Here is a 19,928-nt window from a genome sequence, read left to right as displayed (position 1 = left end):
TGCGCTTTATCGACATTTTGACAGGATTCACTTCCCTCGCAGCTACAGGGAAGAAGGTTATGAAACAGACAGAAGGAGAGTAGTTGGCCCTCTACTGTCTAAGCCATTTCTTTATTTGGAAAAGCAGCTTTCTTTTAGATTTTTCTGAACCTGTTTAAGGCATTGATAGGCGTCCCAAGGATGCATATACGGTTAACATTGCTTTGAATAATCAGCTGCCATTTGTTTCAAAGTGCTGCTTGGGCAACGGCTCAATCGCGCGAGGTCGCTCTCACTCATATTTAACATGATTTTGGCAATCGCTACATCAGGGTTACAAGGTTCTTCAAAATGAAAGGAGAACGCCGAGACAACCCGATGTAGTTTATCAATGCCTTCTAAAGCTGAATTATCGAAAATTGCATAAGTTTTCTCATCAACACAATGATAGCCTGATCTAATTGTTTTTACGTGCGGTCTGATTCTGTCTTTCAGCTTCGCCAGTTCCGAGGCCTGAACGTATCGCCCGAGCCTCAGCGTCATGGTGTGGCCAAAAAAATCTCCCCACTCACATCCACGTTCCACTCCTCGCCTCAACAGGAACGGTTCGGATATGGACGCGGATTCCTTCCCCATCCCGAAATTCAGCTTGATACAGATTTCACTTCGTTCTGGCGCCACGTAACTCATTTCACCGTCACCAACGAACAGTTTAATTTGAGGGATCATTTGCATAATTTCTCGTCCGGATTTCTCATGTATTGGAGGGAATCAGCTGCTTGAAATGAGCGAATTTAAAGAGTTTGAGCGGCGGTAGGTTTTGCTTGGCGCGCCGAAACTGACGATGCAACTAGCGTTGGCTCCATTGAGCAATGGCGCGAGCTTGTTAAAGAAGAACTTCGTGCAGTTAGGATTGGCTTCATGTCGACTCCATCAAATTTGCTTCGATAGAGCCATTTTCTAGGATATATAGCAGGCACCGGGGTCGTCTTGACGTGTTTTTTCGACACGAGCTCAACAAAACAACCAAAAGCTGGTGTAAAACTGATTTGTTCGAAGTGAGTTTGGGCACCGCCCCCCTGGTCTAGTTTGTGTCGATAATCACTCGATTGCAGCCGGCCTGTTTCTTCCACTTTGCCATAGGAGCAATTCAGAACGTGAGCCAGTCAGGGTTAATTTCTCTGGCTTATGTCCTATTTGCGTTCGTCACACCTTGTTTTTGCTTTATCTACACCAGAGGTAAAAATAATAGAAAGAGGGAGGGAGTATGATCCTGGCCGAACTTTCTCCGGGTAGGCTTTTTCTTCTTCCTACACCGATTTACACAACATAGTTTCCCGAAATAATTCGCAAACCTAGTTCCATAAATCAAGCATAAGAATATTGTGGGGATTGGTGTTCGTAAGAAATACCAAGCAGCGTGAAACAGCTTCTTTTGTATGGGTTCAAATAGTCTTGCGGTCATAGCACGCCAACATGACGCCCATAACCCGCCAGCTAATTCAATAAGTTTAATGCAATTTACGAGACCAGTGAGGAATTATAGCCGCTGCCACCTCAGGCCCCCTGCATTCTCTTCGACCCAAACAATCAGCTCATCAAGAGCCATAGGTTTAGCGAAGTAGTACCCCTGAAATCCGGTACAACCATGTTTTGCAAGATATCGATACTGCTCTTCCGTCTCCACGCCCTCAGCAACGACTCTCATGCCGAGCTCCCTGGCCAAGGTAATGACGCCCTTGCACACAGCCGCATCTTTCTCACAGGAGGTGACATCTTCAACAAAGCTTCTATCAATCTTTATTTTATCCACTGGCAATTCGCGCAGATAACCAAAACTTGAAAAACCTGTACCAAAGTCATCAATCGCAGTTTTGACACCCATACCCCGAAGGTCATTCAGAATATTCTTAGCTCCCCCCGTATCTTTCATCAGAATTCCCTCTGTCAACTCTAACTCCAGATATTCAGGAGGCAAACCAGTCTCTTCCAATATCTGTCGAAGCACGTTGAGAAAGTTGGGACGATGAAACTGCATCGGCGATAGGTTCACAGCCATGCAACCCATACGCAATCCACGTTCGATAAGGATCAAGGCGTCCTCACAAGCCTTTCTCGTCACCCACTTCCCTAATGGAACTATCTGTCCTGTCTCTTCTGCAATCGGAATAAAATCCGCTGGTGAAATGCTGCCCTTTTGGGGATGCTGCCAACGCACTAATGCCTCAAGGCTCACGATGCTGCCATCAGCGTTTACAAGTGGTTGATAATGCAATCTTAGCTGATCACCCTTGATCGCTTCCTGCAAATCATTTCTTAGCGTCACCCGTGTCGATAGCGCTTCATCAAGATCTGCAGAATAAATCTCATAGGTATCACGGCCCTGTTGTTTGGCTTTATACATGGCCATATCAGCTCGCTGAAGCAGCTTTTCCGGAAATCTTGAGGAGTGCGAATTCGTAGCGATCCCTATGCTCGCAGAAATATGCAATTCGTTATTATCAATCTGGTGCGGTTTCGCAAGCTCCTGAAGAATACGTTCTGCAATTTCCTCGGCAAGTCCTGTCTCTTCAAGATCCGGAAGCAACAATACAAATTCGTCACCTCCAAAGCGGGCCAAAGTGTCACTCGGCCTGATCAAACTATTCAATCTCTCCGCCACACTGACAAGCAGTTTATCTCCGACCCTGTGCCCAAGCGTGTCATTTATTGGTTTGAACTCATCGAGATCAATAAATAGAACTGCCATTGATTGGCTATGACGCTTTGCCAATTCAAAGTCGTGCTTTAGTCGGTCGTTAAAAAGTGATCTATTTGCAAGACCGGTCAGGAGGTCGTGCGTTGCCTGATAGGCCATTTCCTCGTCTTGCTCTTTCTTTTCCGAGATATCATTGATTACAGCAACAAAATGCGTGACTTCTCCTTCGTCATCCCGTACTGGAGAAAGAAAAAGCTGATACCAGAAAGGTGCACCATCTTTTCTATAGCTTCGCATGGTCACCGACACTGAGCGATGCTCACGCACAGCTACCTTTATGCGTTCAATGTCGTCGTCTTCCGAACCCTCTCCGATCAGGAAGCCCAAGGACTGGCCTTCTACCTCCTCACTACCGAAACCGGTGATCTGCGAGAATGCCGGATTCACATATACAACCGGGAATCCTGGATCCCTCGCATTAGTTATGACGACTGCGTTGCTACTTGCCTCAACGCTTCGCTGCATTATGCGTTGCTGCTCTTCCGTCCTGACTCGTTTAGTGATGTCTTTCGCAATAGCAAATACCCCGTCAATCCGATCCTGAATAACTATTGGAAGGAACGTGACGTCGAAATGGCGGACCTCATGCCCTGATGTTCGAAGCGACATTGAGAAGTCCGTTCTTGGATAGCCACGCGTAGCTTCAGTGTAGGCGCGAAAGACTTCTTTCAAATCCCCTTCTGGAACGGTTTCCTTGTTTATCCGTTCGGTAAAATGCCTTCCCCGCAATTCACAATTTGGCACCCCCAGGCTATGTTTCGTCGCAGGATTAATATCTCGATAACGTCCATCTGCATCAAGAGAGAAGACGGCATCCGGGTTGTGGTCATATAACGACCGAAACCTCTGCTCACTCAAAGCGAGAGTCTTGGATTGCTCATGGCGAATATGGCTCAGGGATCGACTAAGTATGAGCTGATGAGTGAACATCAGACCAAAGAAAAAGATTGCCACGGGGAGTTGATTATCGATCGCATCGAATCGGGGCAGCGCTCGCGCTATCAACGGTTGGCCATTTCCTGGCAACTGTGCTTGAGACTCGGCGTACACCTCCCCCTTTTTACCAGCTGCGCCAATTGCCCCGGCAATGGAGGTAAGTGGAATACCACTACGCGACACGTTAATTACCAGCTCATCAGCTGCTTGACGTGTTTCTGCCTGGATAAACTCTCTTAAGTCCACCAATCCGATGAGTATGTATTTGGAATTGTTAGGCGGTCTGACAACAAGAAAAGCGCGCGAGGGGTAGTCATCACTCGGAAAAAACCAGGATCCAGGCTCCTCTCCAGCCCTGAACTCACGTAACCAACGAGAGCTCTCCGGCTTATCCAGTTGTTCTTCTAGCCACTGACCAGTGCTGGGAACAGAGGCATAGCGCCAGCCTGAAACACCGATAAGCGCATACGCGAGAAAACCGAGTTTGTCTTGAGTTAATAATCGAGCATCCGTCTTGTAAATTTCATCCCCGACATACTCTGATAATAAGGCCCATCGCTCGGCCATCCTCTGCAAAACACGCATTCTGTTTTCACTGGCCTGTTCAATAGCATGAGTCAGATTTTCAAGGACCCCGTTTGCAGCTTTCAACCTTTCTTCATGGCGGTCGATGGACGCAACACACATCAAAATCACGGTTGCCAGCGTCCCAGAGATCCCTATGCCGATCGCCGAGTAGGGAAGTGAGATAGCCGGACGATCAATACTTCGGGCCAACATCCATGCAATAACGCCAATTGCTATCGCAAAAAGAGCCCCGGTAAAAGACGCCTGATCAGCCGGAATCTGGAGAATACTCGGGAAGCTTGAAACACCCAATCCCTGAAGAATCGCAAGAATGCCGACTGTTCCAGCTATGCTGCCGAATAGCCGCCAGAGAATCAGAGTTCGTCGAGTCAGCCCCAGTGCACAACAAATGCCTGCGAGTGTTGCAATCGCAGCGGGCATTAACGGTAACAACCCAACCTTTATCGAGAAAAGCCCAGATACTCCGAAAATGTTAACTGATTGCACCAAGCTGCTCAGACTGTATATGAGCAAAACTGCCGAGAAAACCAGCCTAACTGGCTTTGAAACTCCAAGCACCATAACGCCCAAAGTGAAGCCCGCCAGTATCAGGCCTACTGCCTCTGCTAGAGTGAGATCTTGAGAAACTGGCACGAGATCAATTTTCATGAATTCAAGGAGTAATATTTTTGCCCCAATTGCAATACAGCTTAATAGAAGCAATAAAAGAACAGCTTGACGCGACAGGCTCGAGGTTTGTTCTGTCATTATTCTTTTTATACCTATTTAAAAATTCGGCTCTCTATAAACCCAATCAGCCGCTGAACATTATAGAGAGAAGACGACCTCGAAAATCAGGTCTTCGGAGGGCTTAATAAAACGGCCTTTCACTTTAATTATCACTGAAAATAATAAAGAATCTTACACCACTATTGCAGCTCATATGTCATAAAAAAAATGTCTAGCACCCAAATACATCCCACTTACAGGTGCCGACCACCATCCAAATTCAAGCATTCGCCTGTAACATAAATATTATCCATCAGATAACGCACCCCTTGGTAGACGACTTCAGGTCCCGGCTCGATTCCCAAGACCGATTTATTTAACGATTTTTCTTTATACTCCTCTGAATCCCATTTATTGAACATAATAAGAAAAGGAGCTATCGAGTTGACCTTTACTCGTGGAGCCAACTTCTTCGCATACGACAATGTCATGTTTTCAAGGCCTGCTTTCGTAGAAGCGTAAGCCACGTGCTTACCACTACCGTGTTGAGCACCATAGTCCGTAACATGAACGATATCAGCAGGCCCGTTGTCATAAAACAGCACGTCACAGGCATTATTGATCATGTAAGGAGCCTGCATGTGAATCATAAACATCGTTTGAAACGATTCGTACCCCTCACTATCATCAAGCCATTGCGAAGCGTTATGTATGATTGCTCTAAATTTTTTTCCTTGGGATTTTATCGTATCAATAAATTCTTCAATCCCTTCTATTGTCGAGAAGTCTGCCTGAATGACATCTATGCCTTCAAGAGGATTTTCCGCCCACTCTTTGCGAAAATTTCGGCATGTGATCGTAACGTGGTAACCGTCCTCAACAAACCGTTGAGCGCAGTGAAGTCCAATGCGTTGCCCGCCCCCCGTGATAAGTATTGATGGTTTATTCTTCACGGTTTTCTCCTGACAATATCTAACATTAATTCGACCTTATGAATCCGAGCCTTTGGCACTTCCTTGCACATACTGTTCAGCCTGCTCCTCCAACCTTTCTATCGCCAGCCATACGGTTGAACCTTTCCAAGAAAGATATGTGGGTACTGCTTCAACCTGTTCATATAACAAGAACTCTTTAAGATCGGGATTTTGGTGGCTTTTATTAATCCCAAAGCATTCATCAAAATACTCAACCAGGAACGCGAGGCGATAAATGGGGTTTAATTCAGACTCTGCACACCTACCACCATCTTTACAGGTATTTTTTTTATGCCAAAGCCTAATGGCGCTAGTCGTTTTTTTTGCTTCTGTGGCTAGCCAAGACTCTAAGGATTCGTCTATAAAGCTTTCGTTACCAGCTTCCTGGACTTCGCACTCCAATTCGTAACTAAACAGCCAGTCCCCAAACCCAATTAAAAGTTGCCCCCACAAATGTTCCTCAATGAATACACTAAGGATCCGAGAGGCCAGCCCTGAATCGAAACCTTCACTGTTCGCAATTTGAGACAAATGGCTAGATTCATCCAAGAGTCTGCCCGCCAGACTCGACAGCTCCCTAAATTTTTTGATCCGAAATTTCACAAAATCAAAAAGGTGAAAATATGAGTAAAGAAATATCACTTTCAGGTGCAGTTTGGAGAAGCTTTCGTGGTCACGGAACGAAAAAAAGTGTTCGGATAATGAAACCACGTCATTAAGTATGGAGCGCCCCAAACCAAGGACCACACTTGAAATTTTTGATCCGCGCCATAGCTCTTCTCGGTCATCATGAGCTATGCCAGAGCAGAATCCGAGGAGTCTGTAACCACGATCTGATTTACTCAAATCACAAGGCATTAACGAATTAGTATTCGCCAACTCTAGTGCTAGCGCAGTGACGGCGGTTTCAGGCCCCTCTCTTAGTTCTATTTCTAGCTCACATATAGGCTCAAAACCTGCATCTGTGGCTATTGAGCCCTGATCAATCGCCACTTCCGCTTCCACGGTTCTCCCATGCAAAGCCCAACGTAAGAGACCGCGGGTCCTACGAAAGTCAGTGCGGAAAATGGGTTCGATGTGGCTCAGGTCCAACTCCCGCAATCCAGCCGGCCAGCTATTTGACTCAATCAAAGCGGTGTCGAGCTCTGGCGAATCTAAATACCAATCCCATTCCTTCCTGACAGACAGGCCAGCCAGACCGCTACCGCTATGCTTGAAAGTTTGGATATATCTATTGCCATCGATGCGCAGACGCAACGCAACCCCTGCGCGGGCGAGATCTCTTTCCGCAGTATCATAGTACTGATTGAGAATCATGCTCGATTGCCAGCATCCAACCAAGCGAGAATCTACCAGCGAGCTAGCCTTGATAGAGTCCGCAGTTTTAGGAGTGATCCTCAACTTTATTTCGGTTTCCGTAAACAATGCATATCTCTTTAGTAGTCGGAGGACTTGAGCTTGGTATTCCTCTGCCCCGTCAACTTTTTCTTAACTTCTCCCACATGCTTTGAACGTGGAGTCGTTTCCACTCGTATATGAACCATGATAAGTGACTGCTTATCGTGACTTATCTAGAACCTGGCTCAGCTGTGAATCGTGATCTGAGTGATCGTTCGTGCTCCACGTAATCGAGCCAGGTGCGAGAGTCTGAGGAACTGGTTCATTCAGTCCCTCAGATTGATACTCAGCCGTACCCAGCATGATGATATCAAGAGCGCTTACGAGCCTCTCCATTCGGCAACTATGCGTGAATTGCGTGGCCAAGAATTTTCAGAGATGCCTCATGGAACATTTCTCCCAACGTCGGGTGCGCTTGAATCATACCTTCAATATCATCGACGGTGGCGCCCATTTCGACGGCAGTGACAAAAGCTGCCGTTAATTCGGAGATATGAGTACCAACGGCCTGTACCCCCAAAATTCTATGGGTTTCCGAATGTGCAACGACCCTTACAAAGCCCCCGTTGTCTCCTGCATCCATTGATAGGGCTCGCCCATTCGCCGCTACAGGGAACACTCCAGTCACTGTTCCAGCCAGACTAGGCTCAGCGCCCACGCTCACAATTTCGGGCTCGGTAAAGCAAACAGCGGGAATAGCCACAGGATCAAATCGACGCCTTTTGCCGGCAATCACCTCGGCCACGACCTCTCCTTGAGCTGAAGCTTTATGGGCTAGCATCGGCTCACCAACCAAATCGCCAATCGCCCAGACATTTTTCATAGAGGTCGCGCATTGCTCGTCCACTCTCACATAGCGACCATCCATATCCAGCGCCATATTTTCGAGCCCCCAGCCTTGTGTCACCGGCTTTCGCCCGACTGTTACCAAAATATTATCGGCGGGCAAAACGGTTTCGCTACCGCCTTCAAGCTCGACGGCTAGACCTCCATCACGCTCTCCCAAAGCGCGAGCATTCAGATGGAGCTTTACAGCACTCTCATCCAGCCAGCGCCGGACTGGCTCAACGAGAGCTTCATCATACAGAGGTAGAATGCGATCAGACGATTCTACAATTGTCACATCGCTTCCCAATTTCGCATATGCAATGCCCAGCTCCAGCCCAATGTAACCAGCGCCAATAACGACTAGCTTTGAAGGCACGTCTGGGAGGGACAACGCCTCAGTTGAGCTAATCACTTTTCCGCCCAAGGGCAGAAATGGCAATTCAACAGGCGCAGAACCAGTCGCCAAAATCACATGCTCGCTCTGGATAGTAATCACCCCATCGGCGGTTTCTACGTTGCATGTTTTGGCATCCGAAAAAGTCCCCCAACCTTTAACCACCTTTACTTTTGCTCGCTTGAGCAGGGCAGCTACTCCCGTGTTCAGTCGCTTGACGATGGAGTCTTTCCAATCCACAGTTGCAGCCAGATCCACTTTTGGCGGTTCCGACAATGAAATCCCTAGATGCGGCTTACTCGCAGCTTTCATCATGGCGGAAAATTCACTGGCCGCGTGGATCATCGCTTTTGACGGAATACATCCTCGAGTCAGGCATGTTCCGCCTAATTGATCCGCTTCGACAAGAACAGTATCGAGTCCTAACTGGCCACAACGAATCGCTGCAACGTATCCGCCGGGACCGCCCCCAACAACCAGAACTTTTGTTTTGATTACTTCGCTCATGGACGCTCCAGAAATATCAAGGTGGGTCGCTCAATCAAACGCTTTAGCCGTTGAATGAAACTTGCTGCGTCGTGACCATCAACAATCCGATGATCAAAAGACGACGACACGTTCATCATGGTCCGAATTACCATTTGACCATCACGTACTACAGGGCGCTCTTCCAACTTATTGGGACCAATTATTGCCACTTCCGGAGCATTAATGATTGGCGTAGCAGAAATGCCACCAAGAACTCCGAGACTAGTCAAAGTAATCGTCGATCCGGAAAGTTCATCTCGCGCGGCAGTGCCCTCACGAGCAGCCTTGGTCACCCTGCTCAGCTCTCTAGCACAGTCCCAAAGATTGAGAGACTCAACATGCCTTACCACTGGCACCATCAGGCCTTGGGGAGTCTGTGCGGCAATGCCGATATGAACACCATCGTATTTATATAGAATGCCTGCCTCGTCATCATAACGAGCATTAATCTCAGGGAATTCACTCTGCAGCTGCGCGACGGCCTTCATAAAGAAGGGCAACAATGTCAGTTTCGGCGTATCCTCACCGCGATCTGCATTCAAGGCTTTTCGCAGATTTTCCAGCTCGGTCAAATCAAATGCTTCGACGAATCCAAAATGTGGAATTCGCCTTTTAGCGTCCTGCATCTTTTCTGCGATTTTCCGGCGCAGACCAATAACTTTCTGCTCAGTGACCGTCGTCCGCTTCGCATGCCCAGATTGGACAGGCCCAGCGCCTCCTTGCTCGATATAACTTTGCAGATCATCTGGTGTAATTCGCCCGCCAGGTCCGGTGCCCGGGACAAACTGAAGAGGGATTCCTAGTTCGTAGGCTCGCTTTCGAGTGGCTGGCGCAGCCAGAGGATCATCTCCAGGATTACGCAAAGGATATCTATCTGCAGATACCTGCCCCCCTCTATACTCTGATTTTCTTGGATTACTCGACTCTGAACTAAATTCAGGTTGAGGTTCCTCTTCAGCCTCTTTATCGGATGGTTCGACGGCTTGAGTTTCCGGAACGTCCACCAGTTCAGCTTGATCAACATTACCAGTTCCTTCTACTTCCAGCTCAACCAAAGTTGACCCAACGGCAGCCTGATCACCAATGTTTCCATGAACTGCAACAACAACACCACTGACAGGTGAAGTGATATCAACAGTAGCTTTATCGGTCATAACATCGACAAGAGTCTGGTCCTCTTCGATCTTGTCTCCGATTTTTACATACCACTCAACAATCTCGGCCTCGGCGACGCCCTCACCAATATCCGGAAGGCGGAATACATATAGCCCCATTTTTCTTTCCTCCGTAATCAGTGATTCATCGACTTTTGCAATGCTTTAGCAAGTCTCATGGGCCCTGGAAAATAATCCCACTCAAATGCATGTGGGTATGGAGTATCCCAGCCAGCGACTCTTTCGATAGGGCTTTTGAGGTGATAAAAACAACGTTCTTGGACAAGCGCGGAAAGCTCTCCTCCGAACCCACCATAACGAGACGCCTCATGGAGAATCACACAACGACCTGTCTTTTTGACTGACTGAACAATTGCGTCGATATCCAGAGGAACGATCGAGCGCAGATCTAGAAGCTCAGCATCAACGCCACTCTCTTCGATTCCTGCCTTAGCCACATGTACCATTGCTCCGTATGCCAGCACAGTGACATCGCTGCCATGACGAACCGTGGCGGCTTTACCTAATGGAACCGTATAGTGTCCCTCTGGCACAGAGGCATCCGGATGATCGGCCCAGCTTTTAATTTGTCTTTCATGGTGGCCATCAAAGGGACCGTTATAGATCCGCTTGGGCTCGAGAAAAATAATAGGATCGTCAGACTCAATCGATGATATGAGCAAGCCTTTCGCATCGTAGGGATTCGAGGGAATGACTGTCTTCAAACCGGTAATGTGCGCAAATATGGCTTCTGGGCTCTGGCTGTGGGTTTGACCACCAAAAATACCTCCTCCATAGGGCGATCGAACGGTAATAGGCGCCCAAAATTCGCCTCCAGATCTATATCTCAACCGAGCAGCCTCCGATACCAATTGGTCATAAGCCGGTAAGATGTAATCTGCAAACTGAATTTCCGCAACGGGCCTCAGTCCATAGGCGCCCATTCCGATAGCGGTTGAGATGATCCCTCCTTCAGAAATGGGAGCATCAAAGCAACGGGTTTTTCCATGCTTCTCCTGCAACTTGTCGGTTACGCGGAAAACACCACCGAAGTAACCAACATCCTCACCGAAGATGAGAACATTGGGATCCCTCTCAAGCATCACATCTAGCGCTGAGTTCAGCGCCTGAATCATATTCATTTTGGCCATTATCAGATCCCCACTTCCCGGCGCTGTTCCAGCACCCGCCAATCTGGTTCTGCAAAGACGCCTTCGAACATTTCACGAACACTGGGTTTGGATTGACCGAGAGTGCCAACGGCCTCACCTTCTTTTACCGCCGCCCTTACCGTTTCAGACAACTCATCGGTCAGAGCCTCATGCCGCTCGTCATCCCACTCTCCCAGGGAGATCAGATGATGTTTCAGACGCTCGAGTGGATCGCCCAGAGGCCAGTGCTCTGCTTCGTCTGCGGGCCTATACTTTGTCGGGTCGTCACTAGTGGAGTGGCCAGCAGCACGGTAGGTGAAGAACTCAATCAAAGTCGCACCAAGATTGTTTCTAGCCCTCTCTGCTGCCCACTTTGTCGCGGACCAAACAGCGAGGAAATCGTTACCATCTACTCTCAAACCAGGTAATCCATAAGCAAGCGCTTTCGCTGCAAATGTCGTTGCTTCTGCACCGGCAATGCCCGAGTAGCTAGAAATCGCCCATTGATTGTTAGTAACACAGAGAATTACAGGAGCCCTGTAAACCGAGGCGAAAGTCAGTGCCTCGTGGAAATCACCTTCGGCAGTAGTCCCCTCGCCGATGTAACCTAGGGCAATTTTATCGTCGCCTTTGTAGGCGGATGCCATGGCCCAACCCACCGCATGGCCAAATCGACTTCCAACATTTCCTGAAAGTGAGTAAAAACCATAGTCACGGGCAGAAAAGAGAATTGGAAGTTGCCTGCCTTTCAACGGGTCCTTCTCATTAGAGAAGATCTGATTAACCATATCGATTAGTGGATAATCCCTTGCCATTAACCAGCTCATCACCCGGTATGTAGGAAAACACATATCGCCCTGAGACAGAGCAAGTGATTGAGCCGCTCCGATGGCCTCTTCTCCCGTCGACTTCATATAAAAGCTGGTTTTTCCCTGACGATGCACACGGAAGAGCCTCTCGTCGAAAACCCGGGTCAAAAGCATAGACCGCAAGCCTTTGCGCAAAACATCGGGAGACAACCCCGGGTCCCACGGCCCGATGGCCGCCCCATTATCGTCCAGGACACGAACCAGTCCGTAAGGCAGATCCCGCATATCCGATTCAGAGTCTGTGACATCTGGCTTCCTAGTTTCACCAGCCTCTGGAATCACAAGATGACTGAAGCTCGGCTTGTCTCCTGGGCGGGCAGGCGGCTCGGGAACATGCAAATGAAGTGGTTTCGAATTAGTCATTGAGTGTCACTCCCCTCTCTCTTTGTACAACGATGATGTCATGCACATAAGGGATTTTCTTTGTTCATTTTCTTCCAAAAACCGGATTTTTTGGGTTGCATTTCCCTATTTTATACTTATATTAGAATTAAATTCTCTTTTCGGAATCTGGATTTTTATGGACACAACAGACCTGAAAATTTTGCGCTTTCTCCAGGACCGGCCTGAGGCTTCCGTGTCGTATTTGGCCGAAAAGATAGGTCTATCTCAGACACCGTGTTGGCGCCGAATAAAGAAACTGGAAGACGATGGTGTTATCTCAGGGCGGGCAGTTATCCTGGATCCAAAGAGCTTGGGGATAGTTATCGACGTGGTCGCTCATTTAAAAGTAGCTAGGCAGGAGGAGGAAACTCTGGAAGCTCTTGAGGCGGAGGTCCAAACTCATCCCGAGATAGTCGAGTGCTTTTCAATGAGCGGAGAAAGTGATTACATGCTTCGAGTCATGGCTCGCAGTATTGAAGACTATGAGAACTTTCTGAAAAAGACCCTGGTCCATCTTCCGGGAGTTACAGGTGTCAATTCGAGCTTCGTATTAAAACGAGTCAAGTTAACCACAGACCTTCCCATTTAACTTGAGCGACACTCTATATCTGGGCCTCACCCCCATCAACTGCATAATCGGCACCAGTAACATAGCTAGCCTCATCCGATAATAGGAACAGAACCACGGACGCCACTTCATCAGCCGTTCCCATCCGTCCCATGGGGTTTGACTTACAAAACGCAGATTGCATCTGTTCCACCGCCTCATCAGTACGCCCGGTGCGCTTAAAAAATGGGGTGTGGATGGGCCCTGGACTTACAGCATTCACACGAATTCGACGCGACAAAAGCTCACGAGCAAAAGCTCGGGTCATCGAGCGGACTGCTCCCTTGGCCGCTGAATAGACCGCGCCACCAGCCATTCCCTTATCTTTTGCGAGAGAGGACATGAGCACTAGGCTGCCTCCGTCTTTCACCAGACTGCTTAACGCCTGCACGCCAAAAAGAACTCCACCGACATTCAGATCGACTAGCTCTCGATAGAGTTCAGGGGTGATTTCCCCCAAAATGGCTCCCCCGCCCTTGCCGGCGTTCAAAAACGCGCCGTCAATTAAACCAAATCTCTTTCGAACCTCTTCAGCCAACCGGTCCGCGGTGTTGAAATCAGACGCATCATTGAAGACCGCTTCTATATTTGGATGTGCCGTCGCCGCAGCTTCGAGACGCTCTTGGCCTGTACCCGTGACGAGAACGCGCCCCCCTTCCTTAGCAATGGAGAGTGCTGTAGCAAACCCAATGCCGCTAGTGCCACCGGTAATAACAAATGATTTTTCGGAAAAGCGCGACATTTTCAGTTCTGCCTTATTGGTTGCTCAACTTGCGAAAATTCGAGGCACCAGCGATCAACGAATACAACGATTTACGCCAAAAGGGCTCTCACTACCCTCTGCTGACGAGCTGGAGAAACTCTTGCCGTGTATTTACTGATTCACGAAAAGCGCCGAGCATAACTGAGCTGTACATTTTTGAGTTCTGCTTTTCCACTCCTCGCATCATCATGCACATGTGCCTGGCCTCAATAACAACGGCAACGCCGTCTGCCTGAGTCACACTTTGTAAAGCCTCTGCGATTTCCCTGGTCAGGTTCTCCTGAATCTGCAAGCGTCGAGCGAACATATCAACAATCCGAGCAACTTTAGATAAACCAATAACCTTGCCGGAAGGGATGTAGGCAACATGGGCTTTGCCCACAAAAGGCAACATGTGATGCTCACACAGGGAGTACAACTCAATGTCTTTAACCAAAACCATTTCGTCGTTATCGGACTCAAACAAGGCCCCATTTACGACTTCATCCAGAGATTGATCATAACCTCGACACAAAAACTGCATTGCCTTCGCGGCACGCTGTGGAGTGCCGACTAGTCCGTTACGGGACGGATTGGGATCAAGCCCCATGAGGATTTCTTCATATTGTTTGGTCAGGTTTTCAAGACTCATGACTTTTTCTCTTTTTTTCAGCTCCGAGCTTCGCAAGGAACCCAAAGTTTTCATCTCTGAATAAAACATTATTTCGGACCGGTTTTTATTTATTCTTCAACGTTTATTCAGCCATTACTGATCATCAGCGTTCAAATAGTATCCAACCGCAACTATATATTTACCTGTAACTCTGAATAGAGTTATTTTTGGCTCATTGGAGTTAGTCGTTGGATTTGGCCACAAATACGACATTTTCCCACTATTGTTCGCTTCTGCCATTTCCAAAATGCTTTTCCCGATAGGCTTTTTATCTGTCGACCGAATCTTATTGAAGTCACTTCCCACCAATCGACGATTATATCCGTGAGCAACAAATCGCTCTGAATCGCGATCAATAACAAAGGCATACAAATCATCTTGGAGAAACTCGGGAGACAAACCATTTATTTTTTCAATGGTTTCTTCTGGATTTTCATTGATTGATTGAACAACCCGATTCAACAGTTCTTTTGCTTGTTTTTCATTCGACCGAGGAACGTAATAGCCAACTGCAAAGACCTTATCGTCAACACGCGTGTAGAAAACACTTTTCTTTTCATAGCGGCCACTAGACCAATTCTGCCACCGATAAGTAGCGTGATATATCTTACCAGTCTCGGGACGATCGAGCGCCTGCCGAAACTCTGTTCTCAGCGATTCGCCTAGTGCTTGAGAAACATCCCGGCCAATCAAGGTTGCTGAGGGCCCGCCGCTTGCGAGCATCGTACCTTCCGTATTGACAACGTATACGTACAGCTCATCATCCGTAAATTGGCCTTGCCTGCTGATGGCAGCCAGTGAGGCATCGCCCGCTTCTTGATAGTAGGACACAGCCTTATTTAATAGCGCTTTTGCTCGTTTAGCATCCTGTCCGTCAACATCTGCCGGCAGCCCCTGCCCAAATGCACAGGCTACGAGCAACATTTGTAAGGAAATCACTTTTAGAATGACATCCAACTTGATCGTTACTGCCTCAATAACCTTGTGCATCATGTCAGTCACCTGCACCGATTCGAAAACATCGTTTAGAGCTTTCGGCTGATAATTTCTTTCATTATTTCCGAAGTCCCGCCATAAATGCGCGCCACGCGAGCATCAATCCATGCTTGGCCAATTCGGTACTCACTCATGAACCCGTAACCGCCGTGCAGCTGGAGCATTTCGTCGAGCAGTTTGCCCTGGAGCTCCGAACCCATGAGTTTTGCCATGGCAGCCACATCTGCCGGAAGGTCATTGTTCATTACACGCTCCAAGCAGTTATCAACAAAGACCCTCAGCATTGTGGCTTGGGCCTTGATTTCGGCCAATTTGAAGCGTGTGTTCTGAAAATCGAACACTGTCTTTCCAAACACTTTGCGCTCTTTGGTGTAACCGATAGTCATATCCAAAAAGCTATCGATAGACTCTGCTGCCCGAATGGCAATAATCAGCCGTTCCCAAGCCAACTGATGTGTTAGGTAGCCAAAACCTTCATTCTCCTCTCCAAGACGGTTTGAGACTGGCACACGCACATCATCAAAAAACAACTCCGCCGTGTCCTGCCCCTTTAGACCAATCTTGTCCAGCAACCGGCCTTTCGCAAACCCGTCACGGTCGGTTTCAACGCAAACTAGAGTCAGATCCTTGCTTGCAGGGTCCACTTTGGTTGCTGTCACAACCAAGTCTGCATTCCCGCCATTAGTGATAAATGTTTTCTGACCTGAAATGATGTATTGATCACCATCACGACGTAACTGAGTGCGCATCGATCTCAGATCACTACCAATACCTGGTTCGCTCATGGCAATGACGCCGATAATTTCGCCACTGACCATTCTGGGAAGCCACTTCTGCTTTTGTTCCTCGGTCCCGTAAGCGACGATATAGGGAGCTACAATTTCTGAGTGGGTAGTAAATCCAATAGCGGTTGCATTTACTCTTGCAAGCTCTTCAATCATCACCGCAGAGTGCCCGAAATCTCCACCAGCTCCGCCGTATTCTTCCGGTACAGTTGAGCAGAGCAAGCCCATCTCGCCGGCCTTCCTCCAAATTTCCTTGGGAACAATCCCACTTTTTTCCCATTCTTCAAGGTGCGGGCAAATCTCCCGTTCGATGAAACGGCGAGCTTGCTCTCTAAACATATTGTGATCTTCACGGAACACGGTACGCATTAAAATGTATCTCCGTTCTAGAAATTATTTGTCGAGAAAATTGGGCTTTCGTTTTTCAACAAACGAATCAACTGCCTCTTGATGATCTTGGGTATGATGTGCCAGCGACTGGTAGGCTGCGGATAGTTCCAGCAGCGAGTCCAGACGCATGTGCTGGCCCTCACGCAGGAGCCGCTTACATAACCGGAGCGCGTGCCCAGGATTTTCGGCGATACGCTGTGCAAGCCCCAGGGCCTCGGCATCCAGCTCATCTGGAGCACAAACCTGCTCCACTAGCCCCCAGCTCAAGGCTTGTTCAGCACCGATTGTCTCACCGGTAAATGCCATCAGACTGGCCTTGGGTATACCGACAATCCGCGGTAACAGCCACGCACCTCCGTCACCAGGAACAATACCCAGCTTCACAAAGCTCTCTGCAAACTTGGCGTTGTTACTCGCTATACGAATGTCACACATGCATGCCAAATCAAGCCCAGCGCCGATGGCATGGCCGTTCACGGCTGCAATTACGGGAATGTCGAGTTCGTAAAGACAAAGTGGAATTTTTTGGATTCCATTGCGGTACACATCTCGCAGATCATAGGGCGAGCCAGCGAAAATACCCTGCCTCTTCTGCATATCTTTGATGTTTCCACCAGCGCAAAACGCTTTTCCCGTGCCGGTAAGAACCATCGCCCTGATGCTTTTGTCAGCCTTGACCTCCGCGCAAAGATCAACAATTTCGTTTATCTGACTTTCGGTAGTGAGAGCGTTATGGGTCTCAGGACTGTTCATCCGGACCACAGCGACATTACCGAGACGTTCGACGTTCAAAAACTTTGTCATGGCAATGCCTCTACCTTGAAAGCTTTAATTCTTGAAGATGGGAATGCGTGATCGCTGCCCAGAAATTCCTCGACCCAGATGCGCAGATATGTTCACCCAATACCTTGCTCCAGAACGTAGAGCTTCCGAACTCGCCTCTCCACGACCAGAGACGTCGGGTCAACAACTGCAGTTCGTACTCCTGAGTAAATCCGATCGCACCATGAACCGAATGCGCAATACGAGCTGCTTCGCTCGCCCCATCAGAAGTAGCAATCTTTGCGGCCGCTATCCGAAATGCATTCAGCTGAGAGTCCGAAGCCGAAAACGCAGACTCCGATGCGACACTGGCTGCAGCAGTCTGCTCAGCCATAATCGCTAGCTGCTGCTGTATAGCCTGAAACTTCGCGATAGGTCGGCCAAACTGCTTCCGTTCCGCCGCATAATTTGATGACAACTCCATGGCCTTTGACATCGCTCCGGCCATTTGTGCAGAACGCAACATGGCGCCGCCGAGCTGCAATGAAGAATTGCCAACCCCGTCCGGAAGCTCACCAACTGCCAGTGGCGAAACAGAGGTGAATGTCAACGTATCTCTCGGTTCACCGGCGACATTATTGCTTTTGGTGACTGCAGACGCGTCTGCCGTTTGCAATAGAACAACGCTCGACCTTTCACCCTCACTTAGCAGAGCGACCACCGCATGCGAATGCCTTCCCCAAGGCACTTGTCTCAAATCTCCCGAAATGAGATTTCCCGTGCGCTCAAGCATTCCTTCTGGAGCAACTGTCAGAACACCGCCCTTGGCCTCCAGTCCAGCCAACTCCAAGAGCCAGTTTGCGAGCAGCATTTCGACCAAAGGAACGGGCGCCATATGCCTTCCAGCCGCACGAGCAACCACGAAAAGGTCTCCCCAACCAGCCCCGACACCGCCATTGTCCTCAGACACGCTGGCCAACGTGAATCCGTTCTCCTCAAGCGCCTCCCAGACTCCACCAGCCCAGCCGCCCGATTCTGCACTCCGAATGCATTCAGTTGTTGAGAGATCGCCCAGTAGCCTTTCAATAGTAGATTCAAATAGCTCACGCATTATCGAAGCCCCAAACCACGTGCGATGATTCCGCGAAGAATTTCACGGGTTCCCCCGCGCAATGAGAAAGACGGTGCCATTTGCGTCAAGTACGCAAGCACCCTTGAATACTCTGAGCCACCATCTATCTGCGGCTGCTGTTCAATTAAAAGCTGAAGTATCTCGGGAATCTCTTGCTCGAAGGCATTACCGAGGTCTTTGACGCACGAGGCGGCCCAAGCCGGATTCTCTCCGTCACTTAGCTGTTGAGTCACAGATAGAGACATGTCTCGAAGCGTTAAAAGCCGAGCAGTAATTCTTCCGATATCCCGCGATTGCAGCGCATCAGGATTGGTTCCGATTACATCAAGGGCGGCGTAAACCAGCGCAATACTACTGAGGAAGCGCTCCGGACCACTTCGCTCGAAGGCGAGCTCAGCAGTCACTTGCTGCCATCCCGCACCCTCCTCACCGATTAGAGCGTCCTTTTCTAACGCTACGTTGTCGAAGAACACCTCATTGAAATGTTCACCTCCGGTCAAATCGGGGATAGCGCGCACAGTTACCCCTGGAAGACTTAGGTCGATAATGAATTGGGACATTCCGCCATGACGCCCTGTTTCCTCTCGATCACCAGTTCTGACCAGCGCTATCATGTAGTGTGATAAATGTGCATTGGTCGTCCAGACCTTCTGTCCATTCAACACCCACCCATTGTCGGTTCTTTTTGCATTGGTCTTGATGGAAGCCAAATCCGAGCCCGAATCTGGCTCGCTCATTCCAATACAGAAGAAACTTTCCCCCTTACAGATCGAGGGCAGGAATTTTTCTTTCTGTTCTGCCGTGCCGAAGCGCTGAATTAAGGGCCCGCTTTGTCTATCCGCGATCCAGTGAGCCGACACAGGAGCACCTGCGGCCAAAAGCTCTTCAATAACGACATACCGTGCGAATGGTGAAGCTTCCGCCCCGCCATACTGAATGGGCAAAGACATACCCAACCAGCCTTTAGCACCCAACTTGCGGCTAAACTCCGCATCAAATCCCATCCAGGAATGGGCCCTGTCTGACAGCGGGTAGTCAGTAAGCTCGCTCTTTAAAAAGGATTGAACTTCTGACCGGAGCAGCTCGGCCTCTTGGGGAATAGAACTCTGGCGAAATTGGGAAATACTCATTGTAAGGCGTCCTTAGCTAGCTAACCGGAACAGCTCCGTTTGCATCAGATGTAAGGAGCCTC

At 48.8% G+C, this 19,928-nt stretch carries 16 protein-coding genes; 1 reads left to right on the top strand and 15 read right to left on the bottom strand.

Annotated elements, in window-relative coordinates; translation table 11 throughout:
* Nucleotides 1-192: 192 nt before the first annotated feature.
* The 8 genes from HP15_RS00350 to HP15_RS00315 all read right to left on the bottom strand — a co-directional run bounded on the left by HP15_RS00350 (nucleotide 193) and on the right by HP15_RS00315 (nucleotide 12,628).
* Nucleotides 193-714 (bottom strand): hypothetical protein, encoded by a 522-nt coding sequence (locus HP15_RS00350; RefSeq protein ID WP_041644842.1) that lies wholly within the window; start codon nucleotides 712-714, stop codon nucleotides 193-195.
* A gap of 805 nt (nucleotides 715-1,519) precedes the next feature.
* A complete protein-coding gene (locus HP15_RS21615) occupies nucleotides 1,520-5,008 on the bottom strand; it encodes an EAL domain-containing protein (protein WP_014575699.1) in 3,489 nt (1,162 codons plus the stop codon).
* Nucleotides 5,009-5,223: 215 nt separating this feature from the next.
* A complete protein-coding gene (gene folM / locus HP15_RS00340; protein WP_041644840.1) occupies nucleotides 5,224-5,922 on the bottom strand; it encodes a dihydromonapterin reductase in 699 nt (232 codons plus the stop codon).
* A gap of 36 nt (nucleotides 5,923-5,958) precedes the next feature.
* Complete coding sequence (locus tag HP15_RS21610; RefSeq protein WP_014575697.1) at nucleotides 5,959-7,368, bottom strand: CYTH domain-containing protein; 1,410 nt, start codon at nucleotides 7,366-7,368, stop codon at nucleotides 5,959-5,961.
* Nucleotides 7,369-7,684: 316 nt separating this feature from the next.
* Nucleotides 7,685-9,070: a dihydrolipoyl dehydrogenase gene (gene lpdA / locus HP15_RS00330; protein WP_014575696.1), complete on the bottom strand. Its 1,386-nt coding sequence runs from the start codon at nucleotides 9,068-9,070 to the stop codon at nucleotides 7,685-7,687.
* Complete coding sequence (locus HP15_RS00325) at nucleotides 9,067-10,365, bottom strand: dihydrolipoamide acetyltransferase family protein (RefSeq protein WP_014575695.1); 1,299 nt, start codon at nucleotides 10,363-10,365, stop codon at nucleotides 9,067-9,069. The genes lpdA and HP15_RS00325 overlap by 4 nt, the downstream gene beginning before the upstream one ends.
* Before the next feature lie 17 nt (nucleotides 10,366-10,382).
* On the bottom strand, nucleotides 10,383-11,396 hold the full coding sequence (locus HP15_RS00320) for an alpha-ketoacid dehydrogenase subunit beta (RefSeq protein ID WP_041644839.1): 1,014 nt from the start codon (nucleotides 11,394-11,396) through the stop codon (nucleotides 10,383-10,385).
* A 2-nt stretch (nucleotides 11,397-11,398) separates the two neighbouring features.
* Nucleotides 11,399-12,628 (bottom strand): thiamine pyrophosphate-dependent enzyme, encoded by a 1,230-nt coding sequence (locus HP15_RS00315; RefSeq protein ID WP_014575692.1) that lies wholly within the window; start codon nucleotides 12,626-12,628, stop codon nucleotides 11,399-11,401.
* A gap of 157 nt (nucleotides 12,629-12,785) precedes the next feature.
* Here HP15_RS00315 and HP15_RS00310 point away from each other — a divergent pair, with 157 nt between their 5' ends.
* On the top strand, nucleotides 12,786-13,238 hold the full coding sequence (locus HP15_RS00310) for an Lrp/AsnC family transcriptional regulator (RefSeq protein ID WP_041644838.1): 453 nt from the start codon (nucleotides 12,786-12,788) through the stop codon (nucleotides 13,236-13,238).
* A 13-nt stretch (nucleotides 13,239-13,251) separates the two neighbouring features.
* Here HP15_RS00310 and HP15_RS00305 read toward each other — a convergent pair whose 3' ends face one another.
* The 7 genes from HP15_RS00305 to HP15_RS00275 all read right to left on the bottom strand — a co-directional run bounded on the left by HP15_RS00305 (nucleotide 13,252) and on the right by HP15_RS00275 (nucleotide 19,866).
* Nucleotides 13,252-13,998, bottom strand: a complete 747-nt coding sequence (locus HP15_RS00305) for an SDR family NAD(P)-dependent oxidoreductase (RefSeq protein ID WP_014575690.1) — start codon at nucleotides 13,996-13,998, stop codon at nucleotides 13,252-13,254.
* A gap of 91 nt (nucleotides 13,999-14,089) precedes the next feature.
* Nucleotides 14,090-14,719, bottom strand: a complete 630-nt coding sequence (folE, locus tag HP15_RS00300) for a GTP cyclohydrolase I FolE (RefSeq protein WP_014575689.1) — start codon at nucleotides 14,717-14,719, stop codon at nucleotides 14,090-14,092.
* 45 nt (nucleotides 14,720-14,764) lie between these two features.
* Nucleotides 14,765-15,664 (bottom strand): cache domain-containing protein, encoded by a 900-nt coding sequence (locus HP15_RS00295; protein ID WP_014575688.1) that lies wholly within the window; start codon nucleotides 15,662-15,664, stop codon nucleotides 14,765-14,767.
* Nucleotides 15,665-15,696: 32 nt separating this feature from the next.
* A complete protein-coding gene (locus HP15_RS00290; RefSeq protein ID WP_014575687.1) occupies nucleotides 15,697-16,821 on the bottom strand; it encodes an acyl-CoA dehydrogenase family protein in 1,125 nt (374 codons plus the stop codon).
* A 24-nt stretch (nucleotides 16,822-16,845) separates the two neighbouring features.
* On the bottom strand, nucleotides 16,846-17,646 hold the full coding sequence (locus HP15_RS00285) for a crotonase/enoyl-CoA hydratase family protein (protein WP_014575686.1): 801 nt from the start codon (nucleotides 17,644-17,646) through the stop codon (nucleotides 16,846-16,848).
* Between the two features lie 10 nt (nucleotides 17,647-17,656).
* Nucleotides 17,657-18,715 carry an acyl-CoA dehydrogenase family protein gene (locus tag HP15_RS00280; RefSeq protein WP_014575685.1) on the bottom strand — a complete coding sequence of 353 codons (1,059 nt, stop codon included), beginning with the start codon at nucleotides 18,713-18,715 and terminating at the stop codon, nucleotides 17,657-17,659.
* On the bottom strand, nucleotides 18,715-19,866 hold the full coding sequence (locus tag HP15_RS00275; RefSeq protein ID WP_014575684.1) for an acyl-CoA dehydrogenase family protein: 1,152 nt from the start codon (nucleotides 19,864-19,866) through the stop codon (nucleotides 18,715-18,717). Before HP15_RS00275 ends, HP15_RS00280 begins: the two co-directional genes overlap by 1 nt.
* Between the last annotated feature and the right edge of the window lie 62 nt (nucleotides 19,867-19,928).

The sequence above is a fragment of the Marinobacter adhaerens HP15 genome (assembly GCF_000166295.1).
GTDB classification, from domain to species: domain Bacteria; phylum Pseudomonadota; class Gammaproteobacteria; order Pseudomonadales; family Oleiphilaceae; genus Marinobacter; species Marinobacter adhaerens.
Note: the sequence above shows the minus strand (reverse complement) of the source record. Positions and strands in the feature narration are given on the sequence as shown.